This window comes from Paenibacillus sp. 22594 (genome assembly GCF_052044425.1).
Taxonomy (GTDB): domain Bacteria; phylum Bacillota; class Bacilli; order Paenibacillales; family Paenibacillaceae; genus Paenibacillus_AQ.
In genome coordinates this window covers 22,483-47,300 of sequence record NZ_JBQENA010000018.1, presented here as the reverse complement: position 1 = coordinate 47,300, position 24,818 = coordinate 22,483, and the positions used below count along the sequence as shown (strand labels likewise).

The 24,818-nt window shown below is 50.7% G+C and carries 24 protein-coding genes and 1 other RNA gene; 4 read left to right on the top strand and 21 right to left on the bottom strand.

The window, feature by feature from the left end:
* Positions 1 to 249: 249 nt before the first annotated feature.
* The 15 genes from ACTJKB_RS30020 to ACTJKB_RS29950 form a co-directional block, all read right to left on the bottom strand.
* Positions 250 to 516 (bottom strand): pro-sigmaK processing inhibitor BofA family protein, encoded by a 267-nt coding sequence (locus tag ACTJKB_RS30020; RefSeq protein WP_440837902.1) that lies wholly within the window; start codon positions 514 to 516, stop codon positions 250 to 252.
* 31 nt (positions 517 to 547) lie between these two features.
* Positions 548 to 793, bottom strand: a complete 246-nt coding sequence (locus ACTJKB_RS30015) for a hypothetical protein (protein ID WP_440837901.1) — start codon at positions 791 to 793, stop codon at positions 548 to 550.
* A gap of 214 nt (positions 794 to 1,007) precedes the next feature.
* Positions 1,008 to 1,607, bottom strand: coding sequence for a recombination mediator RecR (gene recR / locus ACTJKB_RS30010; protein ID WP_074086990.1), 600 nt, complete (start codon positions 1,605 to 1,607; stop codon positions 1,008 to 1,010).
* 35 nt (positions 1,608 to 1,642) lie between these two features.
* Complete coding sequence (locus ACTJKB_RS30005) at positions 1,643 to 1,954, bottom strand: YbaB/EbfC family nucleoid-associated protein (protein WP_074086989.1); 312 nt, start codon at positions 1,952 to 1,954, stop codon at positions 1,643 to 1,645.
* A gap of 45 nt (positions 1,955 to 1,999) precedes the next feature.
* Positions 2,000 to 3,784 (bottom strand): DNA polymerase III subunit gamma/tau, encoded by a 1,785-nt coding sequence (gene dnaX / locus ACTJKB_RS30000; RefSeq protein ID WP_440837900.1) that lies wholly within the window; start codon positions 3,782 to 3,784, stop codon positions 2,000 to 2,002.
* Positions 3,785 to 3,920: 136 nt separating this feature from the next.
* Positions 3,921 to 4,189: signal recognition particle sRNA large type (ffs, locus tag ACTJKB_RS29995), an RNA gene on the bottom strand.
* Positions 4,190 to 4,315: 126 nt separating this feature from the next.
* The gene (rpmE, locus tag ACTJKB_RS29990) at positions 4,316 to 4,513 is read right to left on the bottom strand and encodes a 50S ribosomal protein L31 (RefSeq protein WP_440837899.1); all 198 of its coding nucleotides are present in this window, start codon (positions 4,511 to 4,513) and stop codon (positions 4,316 to 4,318) included.
* Between the two features lie 120 nt (positions 4,514 to 4,633).
* Complete coding sequence (locus ACTJKB_RS29985) at positions 4,634 to 5,911, bottom strand: radical SAM protein (RefSeq protein ID WP_074102596.1); 1,278 nt, start codon at positions 5,909 to 5,911, stop codon at positions 4,634 to 4,636.
* A gap of 23 nt (positions 5,912 to 5,934) precedes the next feature.
* The gene (gene rho / locus ACTJKB_RS29980; protein WP_440837898.1) at positions 5,935 to 7,293 is read right to left on the bottom strand and encodes a transcription termination factor Rho; all 1,359 of its coding nucleotides are present in this window, start codon (positions 7,291 to 7,293) and stop codon (positions 5,935 to 5,937) included.
* A gap of 167 nt (positions 7,294 to 7,460) precedes the next feature.
* Positions 7,461 to 8,714: a UDP-N-acetylglucosamine 1-carboxyvinyltransferase gene (locus ACTJKB_RS29975; RefSeq protein WP_074086984.1), complete on the bottom strand. Its 1,254-nt coding sequence runs from the start codon at positions 8,712 to 8,714 to the stop codon at positions 7,461 to 7,463.
* Positions 8,715 to 8,984: 270 nt separating this feature from the next.
* Positions 8,985 to 9,839 (bottom strand): class II fructose-1,6-bisphosphate aldolase, encoded by an 855-nt coding sequence (gene fba, locus ACTJKB_RS29970; RefSeq protein WP_440837897.1) that lies wholly within the window; start codon positions 9,837 to 9,839, stop codon positions 8,985 to 8,987.
* Positions 9,840 to 10,045: 206 nt separating this feature from the next.
* On the bottom strand, positions 10,046 to 10,432 hold the full coding sequence (locus tag ACTJKB_RS29965; RefSeq protein WP_440837896.1) for a response regulator: 387 nt from the start codon (positions 10,430 to 10,432) through the stop codon (positions 10,046 to 10,048).
* Between the two features lie 310 nt (positions 10,433 to 10,742).
* Positions 10,743 to 12,350 carry a CTP synthase gene (locus ACTJKB_RS29960; protein ID WP_440837895.1) on the bottom strand — a complete coding sequence of 536 codons (1,608 nt, stop codon included), beginning with the start codon at positions 12,348 to 12,350 and terminating at the stop codon, positions 10,743 to 10,745.
* Between the two features lie 331 nt (positions 12,351 to 12,681).
* The gene (gene rpoE, locus ACTJKB_RS29955) at positions 12,682 to 13,245 is read right to left on the bottom strand and encodes a DNA-directed RNA polymerase subunit delta (RefSeq protein ID WP_440837894.1); all 564 of its coding nucleotides are present in this window, start codon (positions 13,243 to 13,245) and stop codon (positions 12,682 to 12,684) included.
* Between the two features lie 82 nt (positions 13,246 to 13,327).
* Complete coding sequence (locus tag ACTJKB_RS29950) at positions 13,328 to 13,456, bottom strand: hypothetical protein (RefSeq protein WP_440837893.1); 129 nt, start codon at positions 13,454 to 13,456, stop codon at positions 13,328 to 13,330.
* Positions 13,457 to 13,646: 190 nt separating this feature from the next.
* On the opposite strand from ACTJKB_RS29950, the gene ACTJKB_RS29945 reads away from it, so the two are divergent.
* Positions 13,647 to 14,816: a S8 family peptidase gene (locus ACTJKB_RS29945; RefSeq protein WP_440837892.1), complete on the top strand. Its 1,170-nt coding sequence runs from the start codon at positions 13,647 to 13,649 to the stop codon at positions 14,814 to 14,816.
* 218 nt (positions 14,817 to 15,034) lie between these two features.
* Here the strand turns inward: ACTJKB_RS29945 and argS are convergent, their stop codons facing one another.
* The 6 genes from argS to ACTJKB_RS29915 all read right to left on the bottom strand — a co-directional run bounded on the left by argS (position 15,035) and on the right by ACTJKB_RS29915 (position 20,934).
* On the bottom strand, positions 15,035 to 16,720 hold the full coding sequence (gene argS, locus ACTJKB_RS29940; protein WP_440837891.1) for an arginine--tRNA ligase: 1,686 nt from the start codon (positions 16,718 to 16,720) through the stop codon (positions 15,035 to 15,037).
* Positions 16,717 to 17,160 carry a DUF1934 domain-containing protein gene (locus ACTJKB_RS29935; protein ID WP_440837890.1) on the bottom strand — a complete coding sequence of 148 codons (444 nt, stop codon included), beginning with the start codon at positions 17,158 to 17,160 and terminating at the stop codon, positions 16,717 to 16,719. The genes argS and ACTJKB_RS29935 overlap by 4 nt, the downstream gene beginning before the upstream one ends.
* A 166-nt stretch (positions 17,161 to 17,326) precedes the next feature.
* Positions 17,327 to 17,995: a GNAT family N-acetyltransferase gene (locus ACTJKB_RS29930; protein ID WP_440837889.1), complete on the bottom strand. Its 669-nt coding sequence runs from the start codon at positions 17,993 to 17,995 to the stop codon at positions 17,327 to 17,329.
* A gap of 43 nt (positions 17,996 to 18,038) precedes the next feature.
* Positions 18,039 to 18,707, bottom strand: a complete 669-nt coding sequence (locus tag ACTJKB_RS29925) for a GNAT family N-acetyltransferase (protein ID WP_440837888.1) — start codon at positions 18,705 to 18,707, stop codon at positions 18,039 to 18,041.
* A gap of 12 nt (positions 18,708 to 18,719) precedes the next feature.
* Positions 18,720 to 19,577 (bottom strand): carbon-nitrogen hydrolase family protein, encoded by an 858-nt coding sequence (locus ACTJKB_RS29920; RefSeq protein WP_440837887.1) that lies wholly within the window; start codon positions 19,575 to 19,577, stop codon positions 18,720 to 18,722.
* A gap of 169 nt (positions 19,578 to 19,746) precedes the next feature.
* Entirely contained in the window at positions 19,747 to 20,934 is a 1,188-nt protein-coding gene (locus ACTJKB_RS29915) for a WD40/YVTN/BNR-like repeat-containing protein (protein ID WP_440837886.1), read from the bottom strand.
* 262 nt (positions 20,935 to 21,196) lie between these two features.
* Here ACTJKB_RS29915 and ACTJKB_RS29910 point away from each other — a divergent pair, with 262 nt between their 5' ends.
* The 3 genes from ACTJKB_RS29910 to ACTJKB_RS29900 all read left to right on the top strand — a co-directional run bounded on the left by ACTJKB_RS29910 (position 21,197) and on the right by ACTJKB_RS29900 (position 24,760).
* A complete protein-coding gene (locus ACTJKB_RS29910; RefSeq protein ID WP_440837885.1) occupies positions 21,197 to 23,269 on the top strand; it encodes a transglycosylase domain-containing protein in 2,073 nt (690 codons plus the stop codon).
* Positions 23,270 to 23,369: 100 nt separating this feature from the next.
* The gene (locus ACTJKB_RS29905; RefSeq protein WP_440837884.1) at positions 23,370 to 24,062 is read left to right on the top strand and encodes a DNA-3-methyladenine glycosylase; all 693 of its coding nucleotides are present in this window, start codon (positions 23,370 to 23,372) and stop codon (positions 24,060 to 24,062) included.
* A gap of 224 nt (positions 24,063 to 24,286) precedes the next feature.
* Positions 24,287 to 24,760 carry an AbrB/MazE/SpoVT family DNA-binding domain-containing protein gene (locus ACTJKB_RS29900; RefSeq protein ID WP_440837883.1) on the top strand — a complete coding sequence of 158 codons (474 nt, stop codon included), beginning with the start codon at positions 24,287 to 24,289 and terminating at the stop codon, positions 24,758 to 24,760.
* Positions 24,761 to 24,818 lie beyond the last annotated feature (58 nt).

The following is a 24,818-nucleotide window of genomic DNA, read 5'->3' as shown; positions in this document are numbered from 1 at the left end:
TCTCTATTTTTGGATCTCACTTGCGTGAAATCCCACTCACTCGTTGTTCAGTTTTCAAAGATCAATGTCTCTCTTTTCTTCATCGTTGCTTGTCAGCAGCGACCTTTATAATATATCACAGCACCTTCGTTTTAGTCAAGCGTTTTTTTATTTTAATTTTTCGCTTGGCATCTCGGCAAGTTATCATAAGATACCTTGTCCAAAGGGCCGAGACTTAATGTATCATATATCCACAATCCACGTCAACCTCTAGAACAAAGTTATTTTCAATCCCAGAAGCATCAACACTCCAGGAAGACCAAGAACCGTTACTGCGCCTATAGTTGCAGGGTTCAGGGGGATGTATATGTCTGTAACCAAGCCCGAGAAATTCACCACATAAATACCAAGTGCAGCCAGGAGAAGTTGCGTACCGAACAGGCTGAGCCAAGCCCAGCCTAATTTTTTCCGGAAAACAATAAGAAGTAATAAAAGTCCTGATAACACCAGTACAGCAATCGCGGTCATTCTCAGCATGATAATCCTCCTTTATTATTCATTAATTGCCTTAGAGCTGAGCTCTGTTAAGACCCAGGGTTTTTGCATGCTTCAAATGAATCTGATATTTACGCTCTGCCGCTTCCAAAATATATATTGCGTAATCAATTTGATCCTGACCCCGCGCCTCATCAAACATTAGATGTGCTCTCTCCCACTCGGATTGCGCCTGCTGAACCTCGAGAAACACGTTCCAGTGGTCGTCCTGCTGTCCTTTCTCTCTACTGCTCTGCCGCCCAATGCTCCACCATCCCATTTCATATGCCTCCTCATAAAAATAAATTTGGCGCTCACTCTGAAATCGCGCCCTCTTTTATTCTCATTCATATCGAAACCGGGACAAACTTAGAACCAGAATGGCAGTAATCGATTCGCGAAATTTCTCATCAGGAATGTTCTTTGCCGTAAAAACAGCAAAAAAAAGAAGCCCCATTGGGCTCCTTTATTGATATATCATGACGTCAGGCTGCTCAGAACAGCTCACGCCGGCCTTCGAGTGCTTTGGACAAGGTTACCTCGTCCGCATACTCCAAGTCGCCGCCTACAGGCAGCCCATGGGCTATTCTGGTGATTTTGATCTCGAACGGACGAACTAAGCGGGAGATATACATTGCCGTAGCTTCACCCTCAATGTTAGGGTTAGTCGCCATGATGAGCTCCTTTACCCTCTCATCACTTAAGCGGGTCAACAGCTCCTTCAGACGTATATCATCCGGACCCAGACCCTCCATAGGAGAGATTGCACCCTGCAGCACGTGGTAATAGCCGTCGAATTCCTTGGTTCGTTCAATAGCTACGAGATCCTTGGAATCCTGGACTACACAAATTACCGAGGCATCCCGGGTTTTGTCCTGACAGATCCGGCAAGGGTCGGTATCCGTAATATTGCAACAGACCGAGCAATAATGAAGATTGCGTTTGACGCTGACCAGCGCCTTGGCAAAATCAATAACTTCGTCTTCTTTCATATTGAGCACATGAAAGGCCAGCCGTGCGGCTGACTTCGGACCAATTCCCGGCAGACGCGTAAAAGCTTCGATCAACTTGGCTAGCGGTTCTGGATAATACAAAATATTGGTTCTCCTTTGGACAGATGGAGTAAGGTTTAGAACAGGCCAGGAATCTTCATCCCGCCCGTGAATTTACCCATGTCATTATTAGCCAATTCTTCCACTTGCGTAAGAGCATCATTTACAGCAGTAATTACAAGGTCCTGCAGCATCTCGATATCTTCAGGATCAACAGCTTCTGGTTTGATCTGGATCGACAGCAGTTTCTTATGTCCATTGACCTGTACGGTTACCACGCCGCCACCGGAAGATCCTTCAATAGTTTTGCTGCCCAGCTCTTCTTGTGCCTTGAGCATTTGCTCCTGCATCTTTTTGACCTGTTTCATCATTTGGTTCATATTATTCATTCATCGTCTCTCCTTTGGAATGCGCATTTAGCGCTAATAGGTTAATTACTCTTTTATGACAACAAGGTCTTCCCCAAAGAGCTGGATCGCCTCGTCAATCCATGGTTCAGTCCGGGTGTCCGGAGTTTCGTGTTCATGCTCCAGCCGGAGTTCCTCTGTGCCGGTCTGAGCAGCAGATTTCATCGCAGCCTCATTCCAGTCGCGGAGCAGCATGGTCACGAGCCGGTAAGGTCTACCCAGACGGGCAGCAAATACGTTCTCGATCACCTGCCTGTTAGCCGGCTTCTCAGTGGTGTCGCGGTGAATTGTATTCTTAAAGGCAACCAGCACAGCATCTTCCATAACAGCCACAGGCTCTCCGTCGACAAACCATGCATGAACCGTCACCTTCTCTTCTTTCACCCCTTGCAGGACAGCGCTCCATTTCTTATACACTTCAGCAAAATCGGCACTATCCTTCCCCGCGATAAACTTGTCTAACTGGGGTGGAAGCTTCGAAGGAGAAGATATTCGCGGTGTCGGCGCTTGAGTGGCAGACGATCTGCCCGAATTCCCCTGTTCACCACGCCCGCCAGCAGAAATGGCGCCAGACTGCATGGCCTGCTCCAGCTTTTTCTCCAGTGCAGCAATCTGCCGTTTAAGGAGCTCCAATTCACCAGAATCCACGGCTGCAGCGTTACCGCCAGCTTGATTGGAATCAGAAGCAAATGGATGCGGAGAGAGCTCTTGCGGAGAAGCTTCCTGCTGTTGCAGGCTACATAGCTTCATCAGTGCTACTTCAAACAATGTCTGCGGGTGTGTCGCATATTTCATCTCGCCCAGATAACGGGTTAGTGTCTCTACGATCAGAAACAGCCGGTCCCTAGAAAATGCCGCTGCCATATCACGGAACTCCGCTGGATTCAGCACCCGGTCCGTTAGTTGATCGGCCCCTGGGACCATTTTAATCATAAGCAAATCACGGAAATAATACAGCAGGTTCTCCAGACATTTATCAGCACTCTTACCCTCATGCATAAGCTGCTCAACAAGCTCCAAAAGAAGTCCCATATCCCCATCCAGAATAGCCGTTGCCAGGCGCGCGAACTGTTCAGAAGGAATCCCCCCGGTCATTCCTAACACCTGCTGGTAGGTAACCTGGCCATCTGTAAAGGATGAAATTTGGTCCAGTATACTGAGCGCATCACGCATTCCGCCATCAGAAAGTCGGGCAATATACTGAAGAGCGTCTGCATCTGCGGAAATACCTTCCTTCTGGCAGATCGCTGTTAAGTGTGCTGTCTGCTCCTCCAGTGACACCCGCCGAAAATCAAAGCGCTGGCAGCGGGAAATAATCGTTGCCGGTAATTTATGAGGCTCTGTCGTCGCCAGAATAAACATTACATGGGGAGGCGGTTCTTCCAGCGTCTTCAGCAGCGCATTAAAAGCCTCTGTAGTCAGCATATGCACTTCATCAATGATATACACTTTGCGGCGAACTTCGGTAGGTGCATATTTCACCTTATCCCGGAGATCGCGTATTTCCTCAACGCCCCGATTCGACGCTGCGTCAATCTCCTGCACATCCATTACGTTACCCGCAGTGATCCGCAGACATGAGGGACACTCATTGCAGGGTTCCGGACCCTCGCTGCGTTCGCAATTGACCGCTTTGGCGAGGACCTTGGCGGCACTTGTCTTGCCGGTCCCCCGCGGTCCGCTGAACAGGTAGGCATGCGAAACCCGCTGTTCGCGAATTGCATTCTGCAGCGTCTGAATAATGTGCTGTTGCCCTACCATGTCATGAAACGACTGCGGCCGCCAGGCACGATACAGCGCGATATGTTCCACTATGCATTACCCTCTCTTAAGCTGCCGCTTTCGGCATTTGTCGCTAATTTATTATACTATATCCACTAGACTTTGACCAAAAACAAAAAAGCATCTTTGCTTGTGGCAAAGATACTGTAATGGACAATATGTTAAACCGTGCACCTGTTATTGATGGCTGCGATCCAAGCGGCAACCCTACAACACTGCTCGGGCTAGGCCACCCTCCGGCACAAGAGTAAACTTACTTATGGCTGCTTCCTTCCGGACCTGACCAGGTTCATAAGCACTCATTGCGGAGGACCCAACCGTCAACACAGCCCGTAGGAACCAAGGCCTCACATCGACAGCACCTCTAACAGGAATTCAACCTCGCTACAGCGGATTGCGAGTTACAGGGCACCGCTACCTCCCCGTCTAGCACGGCGAAGATAAGTATAGCTTACACCAAGGCAAAAATCAACTCTTGATGCAACTCCAAATAAAGGAGAAGCCCCCGGACACCATGTCCGGGGGCGGGACTAATCCATAACCGCCTGTGCGGTTAATTTATTAGATGCCATATTTTTTCTTGAATTTATCAACTCTGCCGCCAGCATCCATGAACTTCTGCTTACCCGTATAAAACGGGTGGCAGCTGGAGCAAATTTCGACGCGCAGCTCTGGTTTCACAGAACCGGCCTCGAATGTATTGCCACATGCACAGGTTACCTTGGTTACATTGTACTTAGGTTGAATTACGGATTGCATATAAACCTCACCTCTCGTGCCCTAGGCCTCATGCGGACCTAGAGTTAATAAAATATCTAAGCGGTATTTTAGCACGAAAGGCCTGGCTCTGCAATATGTCTAGTTCCTGGTTATTTGCGGTTATATTTGCACTCGCCGCTGCTTGGCACGGGCCAAATCGGCCGGCGGTACATGTGTATATGAACCTATAACAACACCAGGAAGTTCCTCCCGGAAGATCTCCAGCATCGTCTTCATTCCCAATATCTCACCTTGAGCCGGTGGAATTAATTCTAAGTAGCTTTCCGGATCAATATTAAGGTTGCGCATTTGGATTAGCTTCAGATCTGTACGTCTAACGAATTCCACCATCGCTTCAATCTCCTCCTCGCGGTCGGTAACCCCGGGGAAGATCAGATAATTGATTGATGTATACACTCCTTGTGAAGCTGCGTATTTCAAAGACTTCTCCACATTTGCCAGCGTATAGCCGCGCGGCTTGTAATAGGCGTTATAATGGTCATCCAGCGCACTGATTGTGCTGACACGCATTAAATCCAGTCCAGCATCAACAATACCGCGGATATGATCGCTTAATCCGGCGTTAGTGTTAATGTTGATATAGCCCATATCTGTAATGGAACGGACTTCACGAATAGACTCTATAATGAGCTTCGCCTGTGTGGATGGTTCCCCTTCACAGCCCTGACCGAAGCTGATAATGGACTGGGGTGTTTTTAGATGCTCCAGCATAACCTCTGAAATCTCATTCACTGTCGGACGGAAATTCATTCGTGTCTGAGGGGACACAAAGCCGCTATCGTCGGGCTGTTCAGAGATACATCCGAAGCATCCGGCATTGCACGAATAGGAGACAGGAACCGCCCCCTCCCAGCGTCCCAGAAAGGTGTTAGAAGAGGTCAGGCATTCGTAGCCCAGCGCACAATTGGAGAGATGATCGTATAGACGGTTCTCCGGATACTTGGCGGTTAAACTGCCTACTCCCACCTCTACATCTTCCCGATCACAATTAAGCGGATTCCATTGCTCCGGGTCATCCGTAAGATCGGCTGCCACATAGAAGCCGCCATCTTTCCACACTACTGCTGAATAACCGAAAAGCGGAAGCTTATACGACTTGTCTGTCTTGACATACCCAGGAAGACACAAACGGGTAAAGCCTTGCGGAAGCAAGGCACCTACAGCTTGTGAGCCTTCCGGAAGCGGCAGCATTTCACCCGTCTCAGGGTTCATACCTACCGCCCGCGTATTAGGCAGACCTACCAGGGTAGCTCCCTCCGGCAACGGTATTAATTCTTCCTCCAGCATCTCAACAATCATATCCCCGCTGCGGGCCAGCCCATACAGCTCGGGATGATCATATACGTTTCCTTGCCCGTCGGCATATACCAAATACATGTTAGTCTCCTTATTATCGTTTCTCAGGTGGTAGGAACAGATGGCGTCTTCGGCCGGGTGGTACGGCGTGCGGACGAGCCGCTGTTCGAGGTACCTCCATTACTGGCTGTTCCGCTTGGCGATGAGGACTCTTTGTTTCCGGCAACGTCGAAGGACGCCAGGAATTCAGCATTTGTCTTGGTGTCACGCAGTTTTTTTATGAAGCCTTCAACAAAGTCATACGATTCATTCATATTTTTACGAATTGCCCAAATGGTATCCAGCTCTTCTTTGCTCAGCAGCACCTCTTCGCGACGTGTGCCGGAACGGCGTATATCGATTGCAGGGAAAATGCGGCGTTCTGCCAGCTTGCGGTCCAAATGAAGCTCCATGTTTCCTGTACCTTTAAATTCTTCATAAATGATATCATCCATACGCGATCCTGTATCAATAAGCGCTGTGGCCAGTATGGTCAAGCTTCCGCCTTCCTCCACATTCCGCGCCGACCCGAAAAAACGCTTGGGACGATGGAATGCGGCCGGATCAATCCCGCCACTCAGTGTACGCCCGGATGGGGGTACAACCAGGTTGTAGGCACGTGCCAGCCGGGTAATACTGTCCAGCAAAATAACAACATCCTTCTTATGCTCCACTAACCGCAAAGCCCGCTGCAATACAAGCTCGGCTACTTTGATATGATTCTCTGGAAGTTCATCAAACGTAGACGCCACAACTTCGCCCTTCACGGAACGCTGCATATCCGTTACTTCCTCGGGACGTTCATCAATCAGCAGTACGAACAGGGCAATTTCAGGATTGTTAGTGGAAATGCTGTTGGCAATTTCTTTTAGGAGGAGCGTTTTCCCTGCTTTGGGAGGTGCTACAATCAAACCGCGCTGCCCCAGTCCAACAGGAGCAAGCAAATCCATTATTCGAGTGGACAAATGTGTAGGGGATGTTTCAAGCGGCAGCTTATCTTGCGGATAAAGAGGTGTTAGCGCCGGGAAATGCAAACGCTCTGCCGCACTGGCGGGATTCTCGCCGTTGACGGCATTGACTTGAAGCAATCCGAAGTAGCGTTCATTCTCTTTGGGTGTTCGGCATTTGCCTGATACAAGGTCGCCGCTTCTGAGGTCAAACTTGCGGATCTGTGAAGCTGAAATATAAATATCTTCCGCACTGGGCAAATAATTGATCGGCCTAAGGAAACCATAGCCTTCCGGTAAAATCTCGAGAACTCCTTCCATAAACATGAGCCCGCTCTGTTCTGCCTGCGCCCGGAGGATGGCAAAAATCAGTTCCCGCTTTTTAAGCGTCCCGTAGTATGGAATCTGGTATTTTTTCGCCAGCTTATACAAATCGGTCAGCTTCATTTCTTCCAAATCGGAAATTTGAAGATCCATGTAATAACCACCTATTCAATTTTTATGATAAGTTCTTCTAGCAGGTTAACCAGCAAAAAATAGGAGTCTATTAAATTGCTTATTAGGATAGCATTACCCATTCTGGAAGAGGATATGCAGTTCGGGAGCAAAAAAACACCTCTTCCAGGACATCGGTTAAACCTGATTTATTCGTTTTCACGCCATACTTTGGCTCCCAAATTCCGTAAATTGCTAACCAAATTGTCGTAACCACGGTCTATATATTCCACACCCGTAACCTCGGTAATTCCTTCCTCTACCGTCAGGCCGGCAATCACAAGTGCTGCACCTGCACGCAGATCCGCAGCCTTGACCTTCGCAGCGTTCAGCTTGCTTCCCTCAATAATGGCAGAACGGCCTTCCACACGGATTTTGGCGCCCATTCGCACCAGTTCAGGCACATGCTTAAATCGGTTGCTGTATACAAAATCGCTTAGTACACTAACGCCTTCCGCCTGGGTAAGCATACTCGTCATTGGAGATTGCAAATCGGTGGCAAAACCGGGGTATATCAGGGCTTTGACATCAGCATGCTCGTATTTAGCTTTGCCGATGACTCGGATACTCTCATCCAGTTCTTCGATATCTACGCCCATCTCAAGCAACTTGGCCGTGAGTGCCTCCAAATGCTTAGGAATTACATTATCTATCAATACATTGCCGCGCGTAGCCGCAGCAGCAATCATATATGTTCCTGCTTGAATACGGTCGGGTATGATGGAGTGACGGCAGCCGTGCATTTCCGTAACACCTTCGATCCGGATCGTTTCGGTACCAGCGCCTTTAATAACAGCGCCCATGGAGTTCAAGAGAGTAGCTACATCTATAATCTCAGGCTCTTTAGCCGCATTTTCGATGATTGTTGAGCCCTTGGCACGTGAAGCCGCAAGCATGATGTTAATAGTGGCACCTACGCTGGATACGTCTAAATAAATTTTGGCGCCGCGCAGTTCTTTCGCATACAGGTGAATAGAGCCATGATCGTTGGTCACAGTCGCACCCAGCGCTTCAAAGCCCTTAATGTGCTGGTCAATTGGACGAGGCTCAAAATTGCAGCCGCCAGGAAGACCAATCGTCGCTTCCTTGAACCTTCCAAGGAGTGCTCCCATCATGTAATATGAGGCCCGGAGTTTCTTGACCGGTCCGTTAGGCATTGGGATGGATACGATACGGGAGGGATTAATTCTCATCTGGCTGCCTGTCCAGGAGACAGTGGCTCCAAGCTCTTCCAGAATTTCGGAATATACAGCTACATCGCTAAGGGACGGCAAGTTATCCAGAACAACTTCAGACTCGGCCAAGATCGCCGCAGGAATAAGCGCAATTGCGCTATTCTTCGCTCCACTGATGGTCACGACGCCTTCTAAAGGACGTCCACCGCCAATCATTAATTTTTCCATAAATTTATCCGGTTCCCCCTACGTGTATTGCAGCTTGCCCTGGCAATACCTGCTGTGGCTTCGCTTAATTATAATGATTAGAAACGGATGCGCCGTCCTTATAACAAGGACGGCACCCGTTTCAACAGTAAATACAAGGACTGGTTACCATCACAGGTAAATAACTCCTTATATTAAACGGAAAGACACCGGCTAGGCGGTGCTTTCCATATCAAACTATTCAGCTTGAAGACAGCTCTACAGAGCCTGTCCACTTGCATCATAAATATATTAGGCTTTGTTGCTGGAACCGAACTCACGGATTTTGCCGATAACGGTTTGTTTGATAGCTTCGCGGCCTGGTGCGATGAATACACGAGGATCATAAGCATCCGGTTTAGCAGCCAGTACTTCGCGAACAACCTTAGCAAATGCAATTTGGTTCTCAGTGTTCACGTTGATTTTGGAAGTACCCAGGGAGATGGATTTCTTGATGTCATGCTCAGGAATACCAGTACCACCGTGAAGAACGAGCGGAAGCTTAACTGCATCGCGAATTTCTTCCATTTCTTTGAATCCGAGGTTAGGCTCACCATGGTAAGGACCGTGTACGGAACCAAGTGCAGGAGCCAAAGTGTCAACTCCAGTTTCTTTAACAAGGCTTACACATTCGTTAAGGTCTGCATATTGAATGCCGCCGATAACGTCGTCTTCCTGTCCGCCTACAGTTCCTACTTCTGCTTCTACAGAAACACCTTTAGCATGAGCATATTCAACGACCTTTTTGGTCATTTCAATGTTCTCGCTGATTGGGTGGTGGGAACCATCGATCATTACGGATGTAAATCCGGCGTCGATTGCATCTTTACATTTGTCAAAGCTTGAACCGTGATCCAGGTGAATAGCAACAGGAACGGTGATTTTCATGTCATGAACAAGACCTTCAACCATCTTAACTACTGTGTAAAAGCCGCCCATGTGACGAGCTGCGCCTTCAGATACGCCAAGGATTACTGGTGACTTTTCTTCTTCTGCTGCACCAAGAATCGCTTGTGTCCACTCCAAGTTATTGATGTTGAACTGGCCGACTGCATATTTTCCTTCAAGTGCTTTGGTTAACATGTCTGTCATAGATACTAATGGCATGGTTTCAATCCTCCTAAGAATGTTTGGTTGCTTATATAAGCCGACATCACATACAGGCCTATTATAGCACATCCTGTGTTAAATACTAAATAGGATACACAAAAAAATGTCCCGGCGGGACGATATCAGGCCAACCCATGGACCGGGCAGACTGTTCCTCTCTAGCGTATCCATAACCCCACATTCCCAAACTGCGGATTCCTGGGTTAGTTGTACTGATCTATCGACTTATTGTTAAGGTGCATATTTACGGCTACCCGCATCTCATCGATGTCAAATGGCTTCGTAAAATGCATCAACGCCCCCAACTTCGTTGCTTCTTTAATCATATCCAGTTCACCGTAGGCTGTCATCATAATAACCTTGATCGCAGGATTGATCTCCTTCAGATGCTTCAGGATCTCAAGCCCGTCCATTCCTGGAATTTTCATATCCAGCAAGACTAGATCGGGGGATTCGCTGCGGACAATGTCCAATGCCAACTTTCCGTTAGCTGCTTGAAATGTGGTATACCCTTCGCTATTAAATACTTCCATGAGGAGAATCCGGATTCCGTTCTGATCATCAACAATTAACACTTTTCTCTTTTCCATACCATACCCTCCCAGAATTTGAAGCAGATTGTCCATACCGCGCACGGGCACAGCTAACGGCCCCTTAACCTAATATGTCTATACGAAACCTATTATTCGTTCCCTGCAGCCAAAATCCTGCTAATTGGTTAAAATGCGTAAATCTATGTCATTTTATGGCCTATAACCAGACTGCGCTGTGCAAACAATTTACGCTTTTCAAATTAGGCGGTGTCAAGTGGATATTGTGAAACATGTACTTTCCTATATTGCAAAGAAAGCCTCCATACGGAGGCTCATCAGGGCCCTATGAAGGCTTTCCTATAAGAAATTACATTTGTTCGGAATGAGTCAGTGAAGCTTTCACAAATTCGCGGAAAAGCGGCTGTGGACGGTTCGGACGGGAGGTGAACTCCGGATGGAACTGCACCGACAGGAACCATGGATGGCCCGGGAGCTCGACAATCTCTACCAGACGGCCGTCCGGAGAGGTACCGGAGATTACTAGGCCGGCTTTTTCGATTTCATCACGGTAAGCATTGTTGAACTCATACCGGTGACGGTGACGTTCATATACCAATTCATCATCGTAGCAGGACATTGCCAGTGATTCAGGAAGAAGCTTACATGGGTAAAGACCAAGACGCATTGTCCCGCCCATATCTTCGATATCCTTCTGCTCCGGCAGCAGGTCAATGAGCGGATACTGTGTAGACGGATCGATCTCCGAGCTGTTCGCTCCAGCCAGTCCCAGAATGGAACGGCCATATTCGATTACGGAAACCTGCATTCCCAGGCAGATGCCGAAGAAAGGAATGGATTGTTCGCGGGCATAACGAATGGCGGAAATCTTACCTTCGATTCCCCGGTCGCCAAAACCGCCTGGTACGAGGATGCCGCCAATGCCTCCCAGCAGTTCATCTACATTCTCGTCGGTAACCTGTTCAGCATCGACCCAGCGGATCTTGACCTCTGCATTCGCAGCAAAGCCGGCATGGGACAGGGACTCCACTACGCTCAAATAAGCATCATGCAGGGCTACGTACTTGCCGACAATGGCAATTTCAACCGTGCGCTCAAGCTGCTGAATCCGGCTCAGCATGCTCTCCCACTCACGCATATCCGGCGCAGGTGTGGTCAGCTTCAAGTGATTGACTACAATCTCGTCCAAGCCTTCATCGCGCAGGTTCAGCGGAACCTCATATAGTGTCGAGGCATCGCGGCATTCTACTACGGCATTTGCGTCGATATCGCAGAATAAAGCAAGCTTGGCCTTCATATCTTCGGTCAAAGGATACTCCGTACGGCAGACGATCACATTAGGCTGAATCCCGATGCTGCGAAGCTCCTTCACGCTGTGCTGTGTCGGCTTGGTCTTCACTTCTCCCGCAGCCTTGATATATGGAATCAGGGTTACGTGAATGTACATTACATTTTCCCGGCCGATGTCGCTTTTGATCTGACGGATAGCTTCCATGAACGGCAAGCTCTCGATATCGCCCACGGTCCCGCCGATTTCAGTAATGACCACATCTGATCCTGTCTCACGGCCTGCGCGGAATACGCGCTCTTTAATTTCATTCGTGATATGCGGGATGACTTGAACGGTTCCGCCCAAGTATTCCCCGCGCCGCTCTTTGCTGATGACCGAGGAATAAATCTTACCGGTTGTAACATTGCTGTTCTTTGAGAGATTGATGTCAATAAACCGTTCATAGTGTCCAAGGTCCAGGTCGGTTTCCGCTCCATCATCAGTTACAAACACTTCGCCATGCTGATAAGGACTCATGGTTCCAGGGTCTACGTTAATGTAAGGATCGAATTTCTGAATGGTCACCTTCAACCCTCTGTTCTTGAGCAGCCTGCCCAAAGAAGCAGCGGTAATGCCTTTGCCCAGGGAAGACACAACGCCCCCCGTTACAAAAATATACTTTGTCACTGTAAAACCCTCCTAAATAAAGTCCAGAAATTCAGGCACGCTTGGTGTTTATCGTAACCCTTTTTTCCATTATCAAAACGGGGAACCCAAAAAGTTACTTTTCCAATGAATCCCGGAAAAAACCATCCGTTTCTATAGAAAGATAAGGATAATTAATAACGTGAAACATATGAGTTCTATCTTTTAAAAAAACAAAAAAGTGACACCCGTAGACCCGGGGCACTTTTTATTTTAGAAAACAATATTAACTTCCATTATAAGCCCATGCAATAGTTTACTCTGACGGTCCCACCCATGTCAAGGGAGGAATTACGCACACACGTATACTACTTTAATAATTCTCGTCCTCTTCCTCATCATCGGCTTCTTCTGCTTCGCCGTCTTCGGAATCTTCATCGTCAACCTCATCTTCGTCAATGTCGTCTTCATCGATAACAACATCTTCGTCGACTTCTTCTTCGCTGTCGTCGTCGGAATAGAGGTCGTCGCGATCTTCGTCGATAGCATCGAAATCCTCTTCCTCCGCAGCGTAGTTCTCTTCTTCTTCGGCGAAATCATCGTCTTCCAGATCGTCATCCTCATCGTTGATGATACGCACGCGTTTGGTATTGCCGACAGGATCGTCAGAGCGTTCCAGAGGGTACCAGCGTTTAAGCCCCCACAGGTTGGTTCCAACACAGGCAAAACGCCCGTCAATATTAATCTCGGTATATAACTGGGCAATAGTATCTTGGCTTTCTTGATCGGTCATACCGCGCAAACTGGCTACCTCGACCATCAGATCACGGTAGTAGTAAGGCGTATTGGCTGCTTTGAGCACCAGGAAAGCCAGGTCCACCATCGGCATTTCTTTTACTTTCTCAGGGTCCAGCTTTAAATTGAGTGGCGTACTCACTAAAGGACACTTCCTCTCACGCATTGTTCACATTACCGTTAATTTCTATTTCATAATATCCATTAACAAAACTAAGTAAAACCTATTTGGCAGCAAATTGCAAGTCAAAACCATCCGGCTGAATGATGTATTCCCGGGCCAGCTCTGAAACCTCTTCATTCGCTAACACAAAAAAGGCGGAGGAAGTTCCTCCGCGCATGACTGTATCCACGCCAAGGATCGGCTCCTTACGGGATGTTGCAAAGAGAACTCGCGCTCTCTTCTGTTTATTTTATGTAAAGCTCCGCTTTTTGACACGATGGGCAGCCTATTTCGCTAAAAAAGGGCAAGTTCCCATTCGGACGTCTGCCTCCCCTCATACAATATGGCAGCACGGCACCGAGGAGGGGACGGCGTAACTTATGGATTACTACGGATTTTGGCAGATGCTGCTTGGTGAGATATCGCCTGCCCCCAAAAATGCCGAGCGGCGCATTGTCACCTTCAATGATGCCCGCCAGTATGCCGGAGCGCTGTCAGAGTGGAAAGCACTGAAAGCAAAGAAACCGGAATTGCGGCAAGTACAAATATCCCCATTAATCCGGGCATTTGTTGTGCCCGCCGCGGGAGCGGGGAAGCTGCTCTATAAATATGAAGATTCCCTAAGCATCGAAGAGGATTCCCGGATACAGGTTCACGCGGTGGCCCCTGAAAAATCAGGGACCGCAGTGATGCCATGGGGCGTCAGAGCTATTCATGCCCCGCAGGCGTGGTCCCGATCGACCGGAGTGCATGTAAAGATCGGTGTCATTGATACAGGTGCCGATTACCGGCACCCGGATCTCAGGCATTCGCTGGCTTCCGGCGTGAACCTGCTGCACCGCGGCATGCTGCCGCTCGATGATAACGGTCACGGCACCCATATCGCCGGTACGCTGGCGGCGGCCGGCGGCACCCGCGGCATGATGGGCGTAGCGCCGCGGGCGCAGCTATACCCGGTCAAGGCTTTTGACCACAGCGGCTCGGCCTATGTGTCGGACATTGTACTCGGCATCGACTGGTGCGTACAGAACAAGATCGATATCATTAATATGAGCTTCGGCATGAAAACGAGAAGTAAAGCCCTTCACGATGTGGTGATCAAGGCCTACCGGGCCGGGATCGCCATCATTGCTTCCTCCGGCAACGACGGCAAACGCGGCGGGGACTATCCCGCGCGCTACCCCGAAACAATCGCCGTCGGCGCCCTTGACCGGAGGCACCGCGTCGCAGCCTTCAGCAACCGGGGTCCGTATATCGATGTATACGGACCCGGCGAAGGCGTACCCTCCTGCTGGCTGAAGGAGGGCTACAAAGAGATGAGCGGCACCTCCATGGCGACCTCGCATGTCACGGGAGCCGCCGCCTTGCTGCTCGCGCTGCGCCCGGGCCTCTCACCACGGGAGCTGAAGCTGCTCCTACGCCGCACGGCATCGCCGGTGCGGCTGCGCAAAGGCCAGCGCCGTTCGGCCCTAGGCGGCGGGGCAGCCGATGCCCTGCGCCTGCTGCGGGCAGGCGCGCGGGCGAAGCGGGCCACCGCCGCGAAGGCGTAGGGGCGGCGGCCCCGTGGCCCGCGAGGGCCGCGGGCGGACCTTGGGCGGGCCACTGACCGCTTGCCGGGAGTTGCCTGGTACTCCCAGCTGACTTAGGCCGGCTTGAGCGGTAGGAGTGAGTTGCGAAGATCAATCACATTCCCCTAGTCAGTAAGCAAAATAAGCAAAAGCTCCGCCTCCAATTACACGGGGGCAGAGCTTTTGCTGAAACCGGACCGTTACATCCGGTCCGGTGCGGTAACACCGACGAGACGAAGCACGTTGGCAATTGTGGTCCGTGCCGCGCCCAGCAGAGCAAGGCGGGCTACGGTCTGGGCGGCATCCTCGGTGATGACGCGCTCCGCTTTGTAGTAGCTGTGGAACAGCGAAGCCAGATCGTATACGTAACGGATCAGACGATGCGGTGCATAGCTGCTGGCAGCTATCTCGATCTCCGCCGGCAATTCGCCGATTTTGCGAAGAAGATCATATTCATGTGCAGCGGTCAGCTTGGCATAGTCGATCTCGGCAAAATCAGGCAATACAATTCCTTGCTCCTCGGCCTGGCGGAAAATACTGCAGATCCGCGCATGTGCATACTGCACATAGAATACAGGGTTCTCGTTGGATGTGGAAATTGCCAGATCCATATCGAAGTCCAGATGTGAATCCATGCTGCGCATGGTGAAGAAATAACGGATGGCGTCGATTCCGACTTCGTCCATCAGGTCTTCCATCGTCACCGCTTTGCCGGTACGCTTAGACATTTTGACCTTTTCGCCGTTCTGGAAGAGACTGACCATTTGGGCAATCAGTACGACCAGCTTCTCCGGATCATTACCAAGCGCCGACATAGCTGCCTTCATCCGGGGAATATAGCCGTGGTGATCGGCACCCCAAATGTTGATCATTCTGTCGTAGCCCCGGCCGTATTTGTCGCTGTGATACGCGATATCCGGAGTCAGGTAGGTATAGGTTCCGTCGTTCTTGATCAATACGCGATCCTTGTCGTCGCCGTATTTCGTCGTTTGCAGCCAGGTCGCCCCGTCCTGTTCGTAGACTTCACCGCGCTCGCGCAGCTCGTCCAAGGAACGTAGCACTTCACCGTTCTCGTACAGAGAGGTTTCACTGAACCAGATATCGAAGCCTACGCGGAACCGCTTAAGGTCGCGTTTGATTTTATCCAGCTCCTTGGTAAGACCATAGGTACGAAAGAAGGCTGCACGGTCGCCGGGTGTCATGGACAGCAGCTCGTCGCCTTTTTCAGCCACCAGCTCTTTGGCAAAAACCTTGATGTCCTCGCCATGGTAGCCGTCTTCCGGCATTTCTGCCGGCTGGCCCAACTCCTGCAGGTAACGGGTTTCGATGGATTTGCACAGGTTCTGAACCTGGTTCCCGGCATCATTAATGTAATACTCGCGGGTTACCTGATACCCGGCAAAATCCATCACGTTGCACAGCGCATCACCAACAGCCGCCCCGCGGGCATGTCCCAGATGCAGGCTGCCGGTAGGATTCGCGCTGACAAATTCCATCTCGACTTTCTGCCCCTGGCCTGCATTAATGCGGCCATAATCCTCACCCTGTTCGGCCACGAGGGCGATTACCGGGTAGAGGTAGCTTTTTGACAACGTAAAGTTGATGAAGCCCGGTCCGGCGATTTCTGCTTTTTCAATAGAAGCATTGCTCTTGTCCAGGTGCTCAATGATCGCTTCAGCAATCTGCCTTGGATTGCGCTTGGCAATCTTGGTTAGCTGCATCGCAGCATTGGTAGCCAGGTCCCCGTGGGCTTTGTCTTTGGGTACTTCCAGCACGATGGCCGGAAGCTCCTCTATGGTGACCAGGCCAGCGGCGACAATGGCGCCAGCGATCGCTTCCTTCACCCGTTCATTGGCTAACTGAAGCGGATTTTGACTATGTGTCATGATTGTGGTTCCTCCTGTATATGCAAACTTATAGCGAACTGTCCCGATAATTCCTCGTATACGTATAGATCGTATTCCCATGAAACCGCAAGCAATCTTCCATCACGCTTCATGTCCAGTTTCCGGGTGTCTGTGGAGAGATTAAACTGTGTATATGGCGATCGGTAGAATCCCGGCAGACGTTGTCCCTGAACAAAAGACTGCTCCGACTGGACACCGCCGTGACGAATCAGCTTCAGTTCACTGTCTGAAATCTTCAAAGTGGTTCGGACAGAAACCTGCTCGCCCTTGGGGCCTGTCTGGGGTTCTTCATAACGGATATACAGCTGATTTCCTCTGGCAATAGCCTCACCTGAGGCGTGCACCACATTCCGTTCCCCGCCCTGTACGCTCGTAAGCATTACGGAAACACCGTATTTGCCTTGCTGCACTTCAGTCATCACACGTTCCTCGCTTATTCACACATATATAATCTAAGGCATATTCGCTTTCCCATTGTACACTATATCCAGATCGGGAGGGCAATTCAATCGCTAATTTGGACTTCCAGGAGCTGTTGTCTCCGGATTTCTTGATTCATGTCGCTTTAGCGGATGAAGTCCAGAGTCACAAAGGCAGCAGCGACACCGTATCCCTGCTCTTCAGCCCCTCTACCATAGACGTCCAGGCTTCCGGCTTATCTGCAAGTACTGCATAATAACGGGCCAGAAAGTCCGCAACCAAAGAAGCCTTGACCTGTCCCATATCCTCATCCCCGGGCATAAAGCAGAGGTCAAGACCCGACACCGCCTCCCCGTCACCCTGCCAGGAGGGATGAACGTATGGGAAATCCATCCGCTTGTATCCCATATGCGACAGCACCTCCCTGCGGACAAACGGGTCCATGGGCTTGATGCCCCCAAATGCATACTCCACCCGGTAAGGATCGTAAATCTCGGCGAACATGCCGAAGAGCTCTTCACCATTGCCTGCTGCCAGCTTCTTCAAGTCTTTCAGGCGGCTCTGAGCCAGAAAGCGCCCTATCCCCAGGCCCTCCCGGCCAATGATAGTGAAATCGGTCATCGCCACATTCCAGTCGGTGTAATAACGGTATTCCGTAGTGCCCACAACAGCGCCATCATGCACAGCAGCAAATACACGGATTCCGGGATCTTCCAGAGGCTCCTTCCACAAGCTGAATTCAAGAACTTCCTCAGGGGGAAACACTTCTGACAGCAGATGATGTACTTGTCTGAACAAAGGATCATCGACACTCGTAATTCTTGTATATTCCATACTCAAGGATCTCCTCCATTCTGATAAAGATATTCCTTACTTATTATAGAAAAGGATTGCGCCACTCCATGAGCGCAGCGAAATTGCCCGACTCCTCGTCTTCCAGATAATCAGCCACTACCCCCACCGGGGACCGCCCGCAGCGCAGCAAAAAGGTGAGCACCGGATCAGACCATTTGCCGGCTGTCACTCCTTCCAAATACTCCTCCGCTGACATCCTGGAGGCCTGAAGATGATAGCCTGGCATACGGCCCGCTCCCAGCAGCCGCTCTAGCTTCTGCTCTACCACAACGTGATACAGCGACTGTACCAGCTCCTTGCCCAGCCCCAGTTTACGGTGTTTGGGACGGACGCACAGATCGGCAATATAGAGCGTGTTCCCGTCCGGCTGGTGCGTAGTAATATATCCATCTGCCGTAACCTCTGACCAGGTATGATGAAGCGCCGGGGCCTCAGCGTCAAAATGAATTTTCAGTCCGGTTACCGAACCTGCCAGTTCTCCGTTCACCTCCACACATAGCGCACCCTCCGGAAAAAGCGTCACATGATTCAGCAACTGCTCCCGGTTCCACCATAGCTCAGCAGGATAGGGAGGCGGAAAAGCTTCGGACTGAATGGAAATCAGTTCCTCAAAATCGGCTTCCGTGTAGCTGCGGAGCACCGCAGGCACCGGGATTTTATCGTCAAAAGCGTAAAAGCTCTTGTTATACATGCCTCCTCCTCCTTACGTCCAATCCGTATACAGATCCGTTCGGCGGTCGCGCCAAGTGGTCACCGACCCGCGTTCGCGAACCCGGTAGAGCAGTTCCAGATCCAGATCGGCGGTGATAATCATATCATCGTTCATTTCACCCTCGGCCAACAGACCCCTCGGAGGAAACGGAATATCATTGGGCGTTATCACCGCAGCCTGGCCAAAGTTCGCCCGCATCAGGTCTACTGTAGGCAGCGAGCCTACAGTGCCTGTGAGCACGACGTAGATTTGATTTTCAATGGCACGGGCATGACTGGTGTATCTTACCCGGTGGAAACCATGGCGGTCATCCGTGCAGGAAGGGCAAAAAATGACATCCGCACCCTTGGCCCGGGCCATGCGCACAATCTCCGGAAATTCGATATCGTAGCAGGTTAGCATGGCGATGGTTCCTTTATCCGTCTGGAACACCTCCAGCCCTTCCCCCGCGCCCATATCCCAGCCCTCGACTTCAGCCGGTGTGATGTGCAGCTTCGCCTGCTCGGCAATTCTTCCATCCGGATAAAAGAGATGGGCCACATTATAGAGCTTGTCGTTTCTACGAAGCACATGAGTCCCGCCAATGATATGCACAGCATATTTCTGGGCATACCCGGAGAACATCTCCCGGTAACGGTCCGTAAATTGCGGCAGATCTTCTATGCCAAGGGCATTCCCCCGTTCATCGCCAATGGACATCAACTGTGTCGTTAAAAATTCGGGAAACAGGATGAACTCGGCGCCGAACTCCTCGGCCGTTTTTATATAATGCTCGCACTGGGCGGCAAACTCCTCAAAGGAGAAAATGGTATGTAAATGATATTGTATGGCAGATACGCGAATGGACACAGCCGCAGTCCTCCTAAGCATGAAATGGGGTGCATACGTAAAGTACCTAAAATTTTACCATATTGGTTCGCAAAATCACACCTGAAGCCCATGCTGCACCTCTGTGTCTTATTGTTTTATCCGGTTGACTGCACGCAAAAAAGCAGCTCCTGTGATGGAGCCGCTCAGCTTATTGCCCTGTCCCCTTAAAAGAGAATTTCAACTTCCATGTCGATCCGCCGTCACCGGTGCTGTATAAGGAAGAAGTATTCTGCCCGCGGACAGCCATCCACCCTTCCTTAAGGCCTGTGAAAGAGATCATTCCCTCATAGCCCGGAATAGCTGGAAGATTAGTCCACTCCTTGCCGCCTTTATAAGAACGGCCTACGGCTACTTTTTCGCCAGCAGGCGAGAAGCCGACCAGAAAGGCAGCGCTGCTGCCTACAAGCTGCATATTGCCCGGCTTGCCGGAGGCAGGACCTGACCGAAGCTGTGCCGGCCCGCTGCCTGGTGCAGGTCCGCCGCCGGCAGAATCCTGGGCAATAACGCGTTTCCAGCTGCCGCCCTTATTGCTGCTGGCATAAAGTGAGTATGAGGTCTGCGACATCCCTGTTCCGCCATACAGCAACGCGTACACCTGATCACCGCTCGCATAGATTCGCCCGGACTCCGGATAAGCAAAAACCGATTGCAGTGAGAGAGACCAGGTGGAACCGCCATTCGAAGTCTTCATGACACGGTAGCCGGCCCCCGGTGCTATCACAAGTGCATAACCCTTGTCACGGCTGGTAAATTCCGCGCTGCGTGTGTTGGCCGGAGTGCGGATCAGACTCCAGGTACGTCCTCCGTCTGTGGTGTAGGAGGTAGCATTCCGGCTGTAGCCGAAGCCCCGCTTACTATCCTTAAAGTCAATTCTTTCAAAATCCGTTGCCGTATTCCCTATCCGGGTCCAGGTAGAACCGCCATTCGTGGTGGCAATGAGGTAGGTTGACGCTGTATCCTTCACGGAAGCCAATGCCCAGCCCTGGACATTATTCGGAAAGTCAATCTGCCTGAAGTTCCACTGCCCTTGGTAAATCTCCTGAAAATGACAGCCCCCGTCCGAGGTTCCAATCATAAAGCCGCTACCCGCTGCCCTTCCTGTATCGGCACTCAGAAATTGCAGATCCGAAAAACTCAGCGGGGTTTCTTCTGATGCAGCATGCCGTGCTTGCAGTTCTTTCAGCAATCCATGATCACCGGTGCCACAAGCCGGTACAGCTGTTGCCGCAGAGGCTGCCTGTGATGGAGAAGCGTGCATTCCCCAAGCAGAAACCGCCACAAGAACTGCGGACAGGAGAGTCAGCTTCCCCTGATGCAGCATTTTAGTCCAATTCATAATGACACCTCCTGAACAATTTGTCTTCTCTAATAGATCTTGACACTACTCTGTTATACTGTCCAATCCCTCTTCTATCTACCTGGATAAAGTCACAAAATGAAAACAATTTGGTTACCACCTTATCCTATATTAAATCCTGATTTGCAGAAAACTCAGTTCTTTTCGGGAAAGGCCTGAATCCTTATGAATATCCGGGCTCTTCCTTCCCCATAATGAGAATTGACAAGTTGTACGCAAAAAAAAGAAGGAGCCCGATGCCATGCCGCGCGATACTGCAACACCTCCAAAACCTAGACACCGCCTCCGCCGGCTGTTCCGGCTGTTGACTGTGATGAGCGTGCTATTTGTGCTGGCAGCCTGCGCACTGCTGGGTTACCTCTACCAAAAGGATCTTCCGCCGATCGCTGACGATATCCGCTCCAAGCTGCTTGACTCCAGGGGGAATGTGCTGACCACCTTTACCACAGATGGCCGCAGCAGGGATCCCGTAACACTCGACCAAATTTCGCCGCTTCTTATTCAGGCTACCCTCGCTGTAGAGGACCGTAAATTCTACGATCACTCCGGCTTTGATGTCAGGGGCATGGGCCGCGCAGTTCTTGCCAATCTGGAGTCCGGTGACCGCACGCAGGGGGCGAGTACCTTAACCCAGCAGCTTGCGCGCAATCTCTACCTGACCCATGAGAAGACCTGGACGCGTAAGGCGAAAGAAGCCCTCTACACGATGCAGCTTGAAATGAAATACAGCAAAGACGAAATTCTGAATATGTATCTGAACCAGATTTATTATGGCCATGGCGCCTATGGGATCGAAGCCGCTTCAAGGATGTATTTCGGTAAAGCAGCAGCAGATCTCGATCTGGCAGAAAGTGCCCTGCTTGCCGGAATTCCCAAAGGCCCGACCTATTATTCCCCCTACACCCATATGGACAATGCCAAGAAACGACAGCGGATTATTCTGGCTGCGATGACGGAAATGGGCGATATTACGGAGGCGCAGGCTACGTCCGCCAGACTGGAGACCTTAAGCTTCAAACCACAGGGTGAAAAGAATACCATCGTCGCTGCACCTTACTTCCGCGACTATGTCCGCAGCCTCGCCATCGACTCCCTGCACATCAGCAGCGAAGAATTGGATCAGGGCGGTCTGAACGTATATACGACCCTCGATCCTGATATGCAGCAGGCGGCTGAGGAGGCTGTGGACAAAGGGATGGATTCCGCCAGTGATCTGGAGACTGCACTTGTGTCCATAGATCCCCGGACAGGTTATATCAAAGCCATGGTCGGAGGCAAAAATTACCGCACCAATCAGTTCAACCATGCATTAGCCACTACCCGGCAGCCCGGGTCTTCTTTTAAGCCCATTATGTATTTAACCGCACTGTCCTCCAAAACGATGACGGGACTATCCGTATTTAACAGCCAGCCCACGCTGTTCCATTATGATCATGACCGAAAGACCTATCAGCCCAAAAATTTCGGGGACAAGTATCTGGGAGAAATCAACATGCGCCAGGCTATTGCCGCCTCCGACAATATTTATGCCGTGAACACGATTATGAAAATAGGCGCGGATAAAGTGGCTGAAATGGCAGCCAAAATGGGGGTCGACAGTCCGCTGCAGCAAGTGCCTTCTCTGGCTCTGGGCACTTCGCCAGTGAGCCCGCTGGAGATGGCGTCAGCCTTTGCTGTGATAGGCGGAGGCGGAGTAAAGCTTCCTGCCACGGCAATTCTGAGGATTACCGATGCCAATGGAAAGCTACTATATGAGGCTCCCCAGACGCCAGGAGAAAAGGTTGTAGAGCCGGCAGCGGCGTATGTGCTGACCCGGCTGATGGAAGGTGTATTCGAGAGCGGGGGAACAGGCAACCGTGTCGCGTCCTTTATTAAGCGCCCGGTCGCCGGAAAGACCGGCACTACCGATACCGATGGCTGGATGGTCGGCTTTACACCAGAGCTATCAACAGCCGTCTGGGTCGGTTATGACAAAGGGCGTAATATTGCTACATCGGACGGTCGGCGTGCCGCCCCCATTTTCGCCCAGTTTACGGAAAAAGCGCTGGCAAACGTACCACCGAAAATTTTCCCCATTCCTGACGGGGTCGTCAGTGTGTATATCAATCCTGAGTCCGGCAAGCTCGCTACATCAGACTGCCCCGAGAAGGAATTGGAAACCTTCATCAGCGGCACGGAGCCTACAGAGTATTGTGATCAGCATGGTGCAGGCGGTTCCGCGAATCCTCAGGACGGAAAAGTTGTTCCCCCGGCAGCGGACACCAAGGAAGATCATTCCCTGTGGAATGACATCAAACGCTGGTGGATGAACTAATCCCGGTTGCTCAGCTGCCGTTCCTGCGGTACGATGGGACCAATCAACGAAGTAGGCGTTCATGAATAGCCTGATTCGGCCAGAGAGGTGTCATTGATCTATGGAACGGAAGGATAACGCTGGTGACAGGGAGAGACTATCTTCCAGAAAACTCTTGTCCCCGCATATATATAAGCTTACGGCACTTCAGGCAGCACCTCTTCTTTTGGGGCAGCATCTGGTCCGGCGGACCGGGGACGGGGAGATCCGCTGCCGGATCGTCGAGACTGAAAGTTATGGCGGTTCAGAAGACAAGGGCAGCCATGCTTACGGCGGACGCCGCACGGCGCGTACCGAAGTCATGTTCAGAACCGGCGGAGTTGCTTACGTGTATCTCATTTACGGTATGTACAACTGCGTAAATGTAGTAACGGCCGCCAAGGATGATCCGCATGCCGTGCTGATCCGTGCGGTGGAGCCGCTGACTGGCAACGATGCGGGGCAGATGGCGGCCTATCGTGGCATTACGGTCAAGAAGCCATCGGACCTCTCCGGCGGTCCGGGGAAGCTGTGCCAGACACTTCGTATAGATAAGAGTCTGAATGGATGCCCGTTAAATGATCCTGCAGGGCCACTGTGGCTGGAGCAGGGTGACCCGCCAGATACCCTGGATATTGTGCAAGCACCACGAATTAATATTTCTTATGCCGAAGAATACGCCCAGCTTCCCTGGCGGTTTTACCTCAGAGGCAACCCTTACGTCAGTGTATCGAATAGACAGACCCAGGCGTTTCATCTCCCAAAAGATGGGTGAGACTGTTTCGACAACGCGAAATTGGGTAAAAAACAAAAGAACCCTAATCCATCTCTCCTTTCGGACTTCCCGAATGGAGAGATTTTTAAATCCACGGAAAAAACCTTCCTGTTTTTTACAAAAAATCTATTATGAATGCGCTTTCCCCGTTCTCATAACTTACAATTACTGCTATAATCATAGATATCCACAAAAAAATTAAAGATGTAAATGAGGGACATGGGATGAAGGATACAGGCATGATCCGGAGTTTAGACAGTCTTGGCAGAATTGTGGTTCCCGTAGAAATCCGCATGACACGCAATATTGACATTGGGGATCCTATCGAATTTTTTATTTTGAATGATGAAATCATCGTACTCAGAAAGTACACCTCAACGGAATGCACGTTCTGCAGAAGCCTTGATCATGTGACCTACTATAAAGACCAGTTCATTTGCAACAGCTGTCTGAAAGAACTCGGCAATCCAGAACGGACAGCCGATGATAACCTTCAGCCGCCGCCCCCCGCAGATTTTAATCCTGAGCCCATCCGCGGGGGGCGGCGGACAAAGACAGAGGAAATGAGCCAGCGCCTGGAGAAGGCTATAGAGGATCATCCCTATGCCAATCAGAAGGAGCTTGCAGAGGTGCTTGGCATCAGCCAAGCCCGCGTTAGCCAGCTCAAGCGCAAGCTCAACCTGCTCAACAGATCATAGGATCAGTGCTATACCCGGCATCCTGTACTTTCATACACAATACAAACAGCCAGGCTCT

Coding starts and splice junctions, on each gene's coding strand:
- ACTJKB_RS30020 (WP_440837902.1), bottom strand. CDS start 516: ATGCTGAGAATGACCGCGATTGCTGTACTGGTGTTATCAGGACTTTTA.
- ACTJKB_RS30015 (WP_440837901.1), bottom strand. CDS start 793: ATGGGATGGTGGAGCATTGGGCGGCAGAGCAGTAGAGAGAAAGGACAG.
- ACTJKB_RS30005 (WP_074086989.1), bottom strand. CDS start 1,954: ATGAATAATATGAACCAAATGATGAAACAGGTCAAAAAGATGCAGGAG.
- rpmE (WP_440837899.1), bottom strand. CDS start 4,513: ATGCAATCCGTAATTCAACCTAAGTACAATGTAACCAAGGTAACCTGT.
- ACTJKB_RS29985 (WP_074102596.1), bottom strand. CDS start 5,911: ATGTATTTGGTATATGCCGACGGGCAAGGAAACGTATATGATCATCCC.
- rho (WP_440837898.1), bottom strand. CDS start 7,293: ATGGATCTTCAAATTTCCGATTTGGAAGAAATGAAGCTGACCGATTTG.
- ACTJKB_RS29975 (WP_074086984.1), bottom strand. CDS start 8,714: ATGGAAAAATTAATGATTGGCGGTGGACGTCCTTTAGAAGGCGTCGTG.
- fba (WP_440837897.1), bottom strand. CDS start 9,839: ATGCCATTAGTATCTATGACAGACATGTTAACCAAAGCACTTGAAGGA.
- ACTJKB_RS29965 (WP_440837896.1), bottom strand. CDS start 10,432: ATGGAAAAGAGAAAAGTGTTAATTGTTGATGATCAGAACGGAATCCGG.
- ACTJKB_RS29945 (WP_440837892.1), top strand. CDS start 13,647: ATGGATTACTACGGATTTTGGCAGATGCTGCTTGGTGAGATATCGCCT.
- argS (WP_440837891.1), bottom strand. CDS start 16,720: ATGACACATAGTCAAAATCCGCTTCAGTTAGCCAATGAACGGGTGAAG.
- ACTJKB_RS29935 (WP_440837890.1), bottom strand. CDS start 17,160: ATGACTGAAGTGCAGCAAGGCAAATACGGTGTTTCCGTAATGCTTACG.
- ACTJKB_RS29930 (WP_440837889.1), bottom strand. CDS start 17,995: ATGGAATATACAAGAATTACGAGTGTCGATGATCCTTTGTTCAGACAA.
- ACTJKB_RS29925 (WP_440837888.1), bottom strand. CDS start 18,707: ATGTATAACAAGAGCTTTTACGCTTTTGACGATAAAATCCCGGTGCCT.
- ACTJKB_RS29915 (WP_440837886.1), bottom strand. CDS start 20,934: ATGAATTGGACTAAAATGCTGCATCAGGGGAAGCTGACTCTCCTGTCC.
- ACTJKB_RS29910 (WP_440837885.1), top strand. CDS start 21,197: ATGCCGCGCGATACTGCAACACCTCCAAAACCTAGACACCGCCTCCGC.
- ACTJKB_RS29905 (WP_440837884.1), top strand. CDS start 23,370: ATGGAACGGAAGGATAACGCTGGTGACAGGGAGAGACTATCTTCCAGA.
- ACTJKB_RS29900 (WP_440837883.1), top strand. CDS start 24,287: ATGAAGGATACAGGCATGATCCGGAGTTTAGACAGTCTTGGCAGAATT.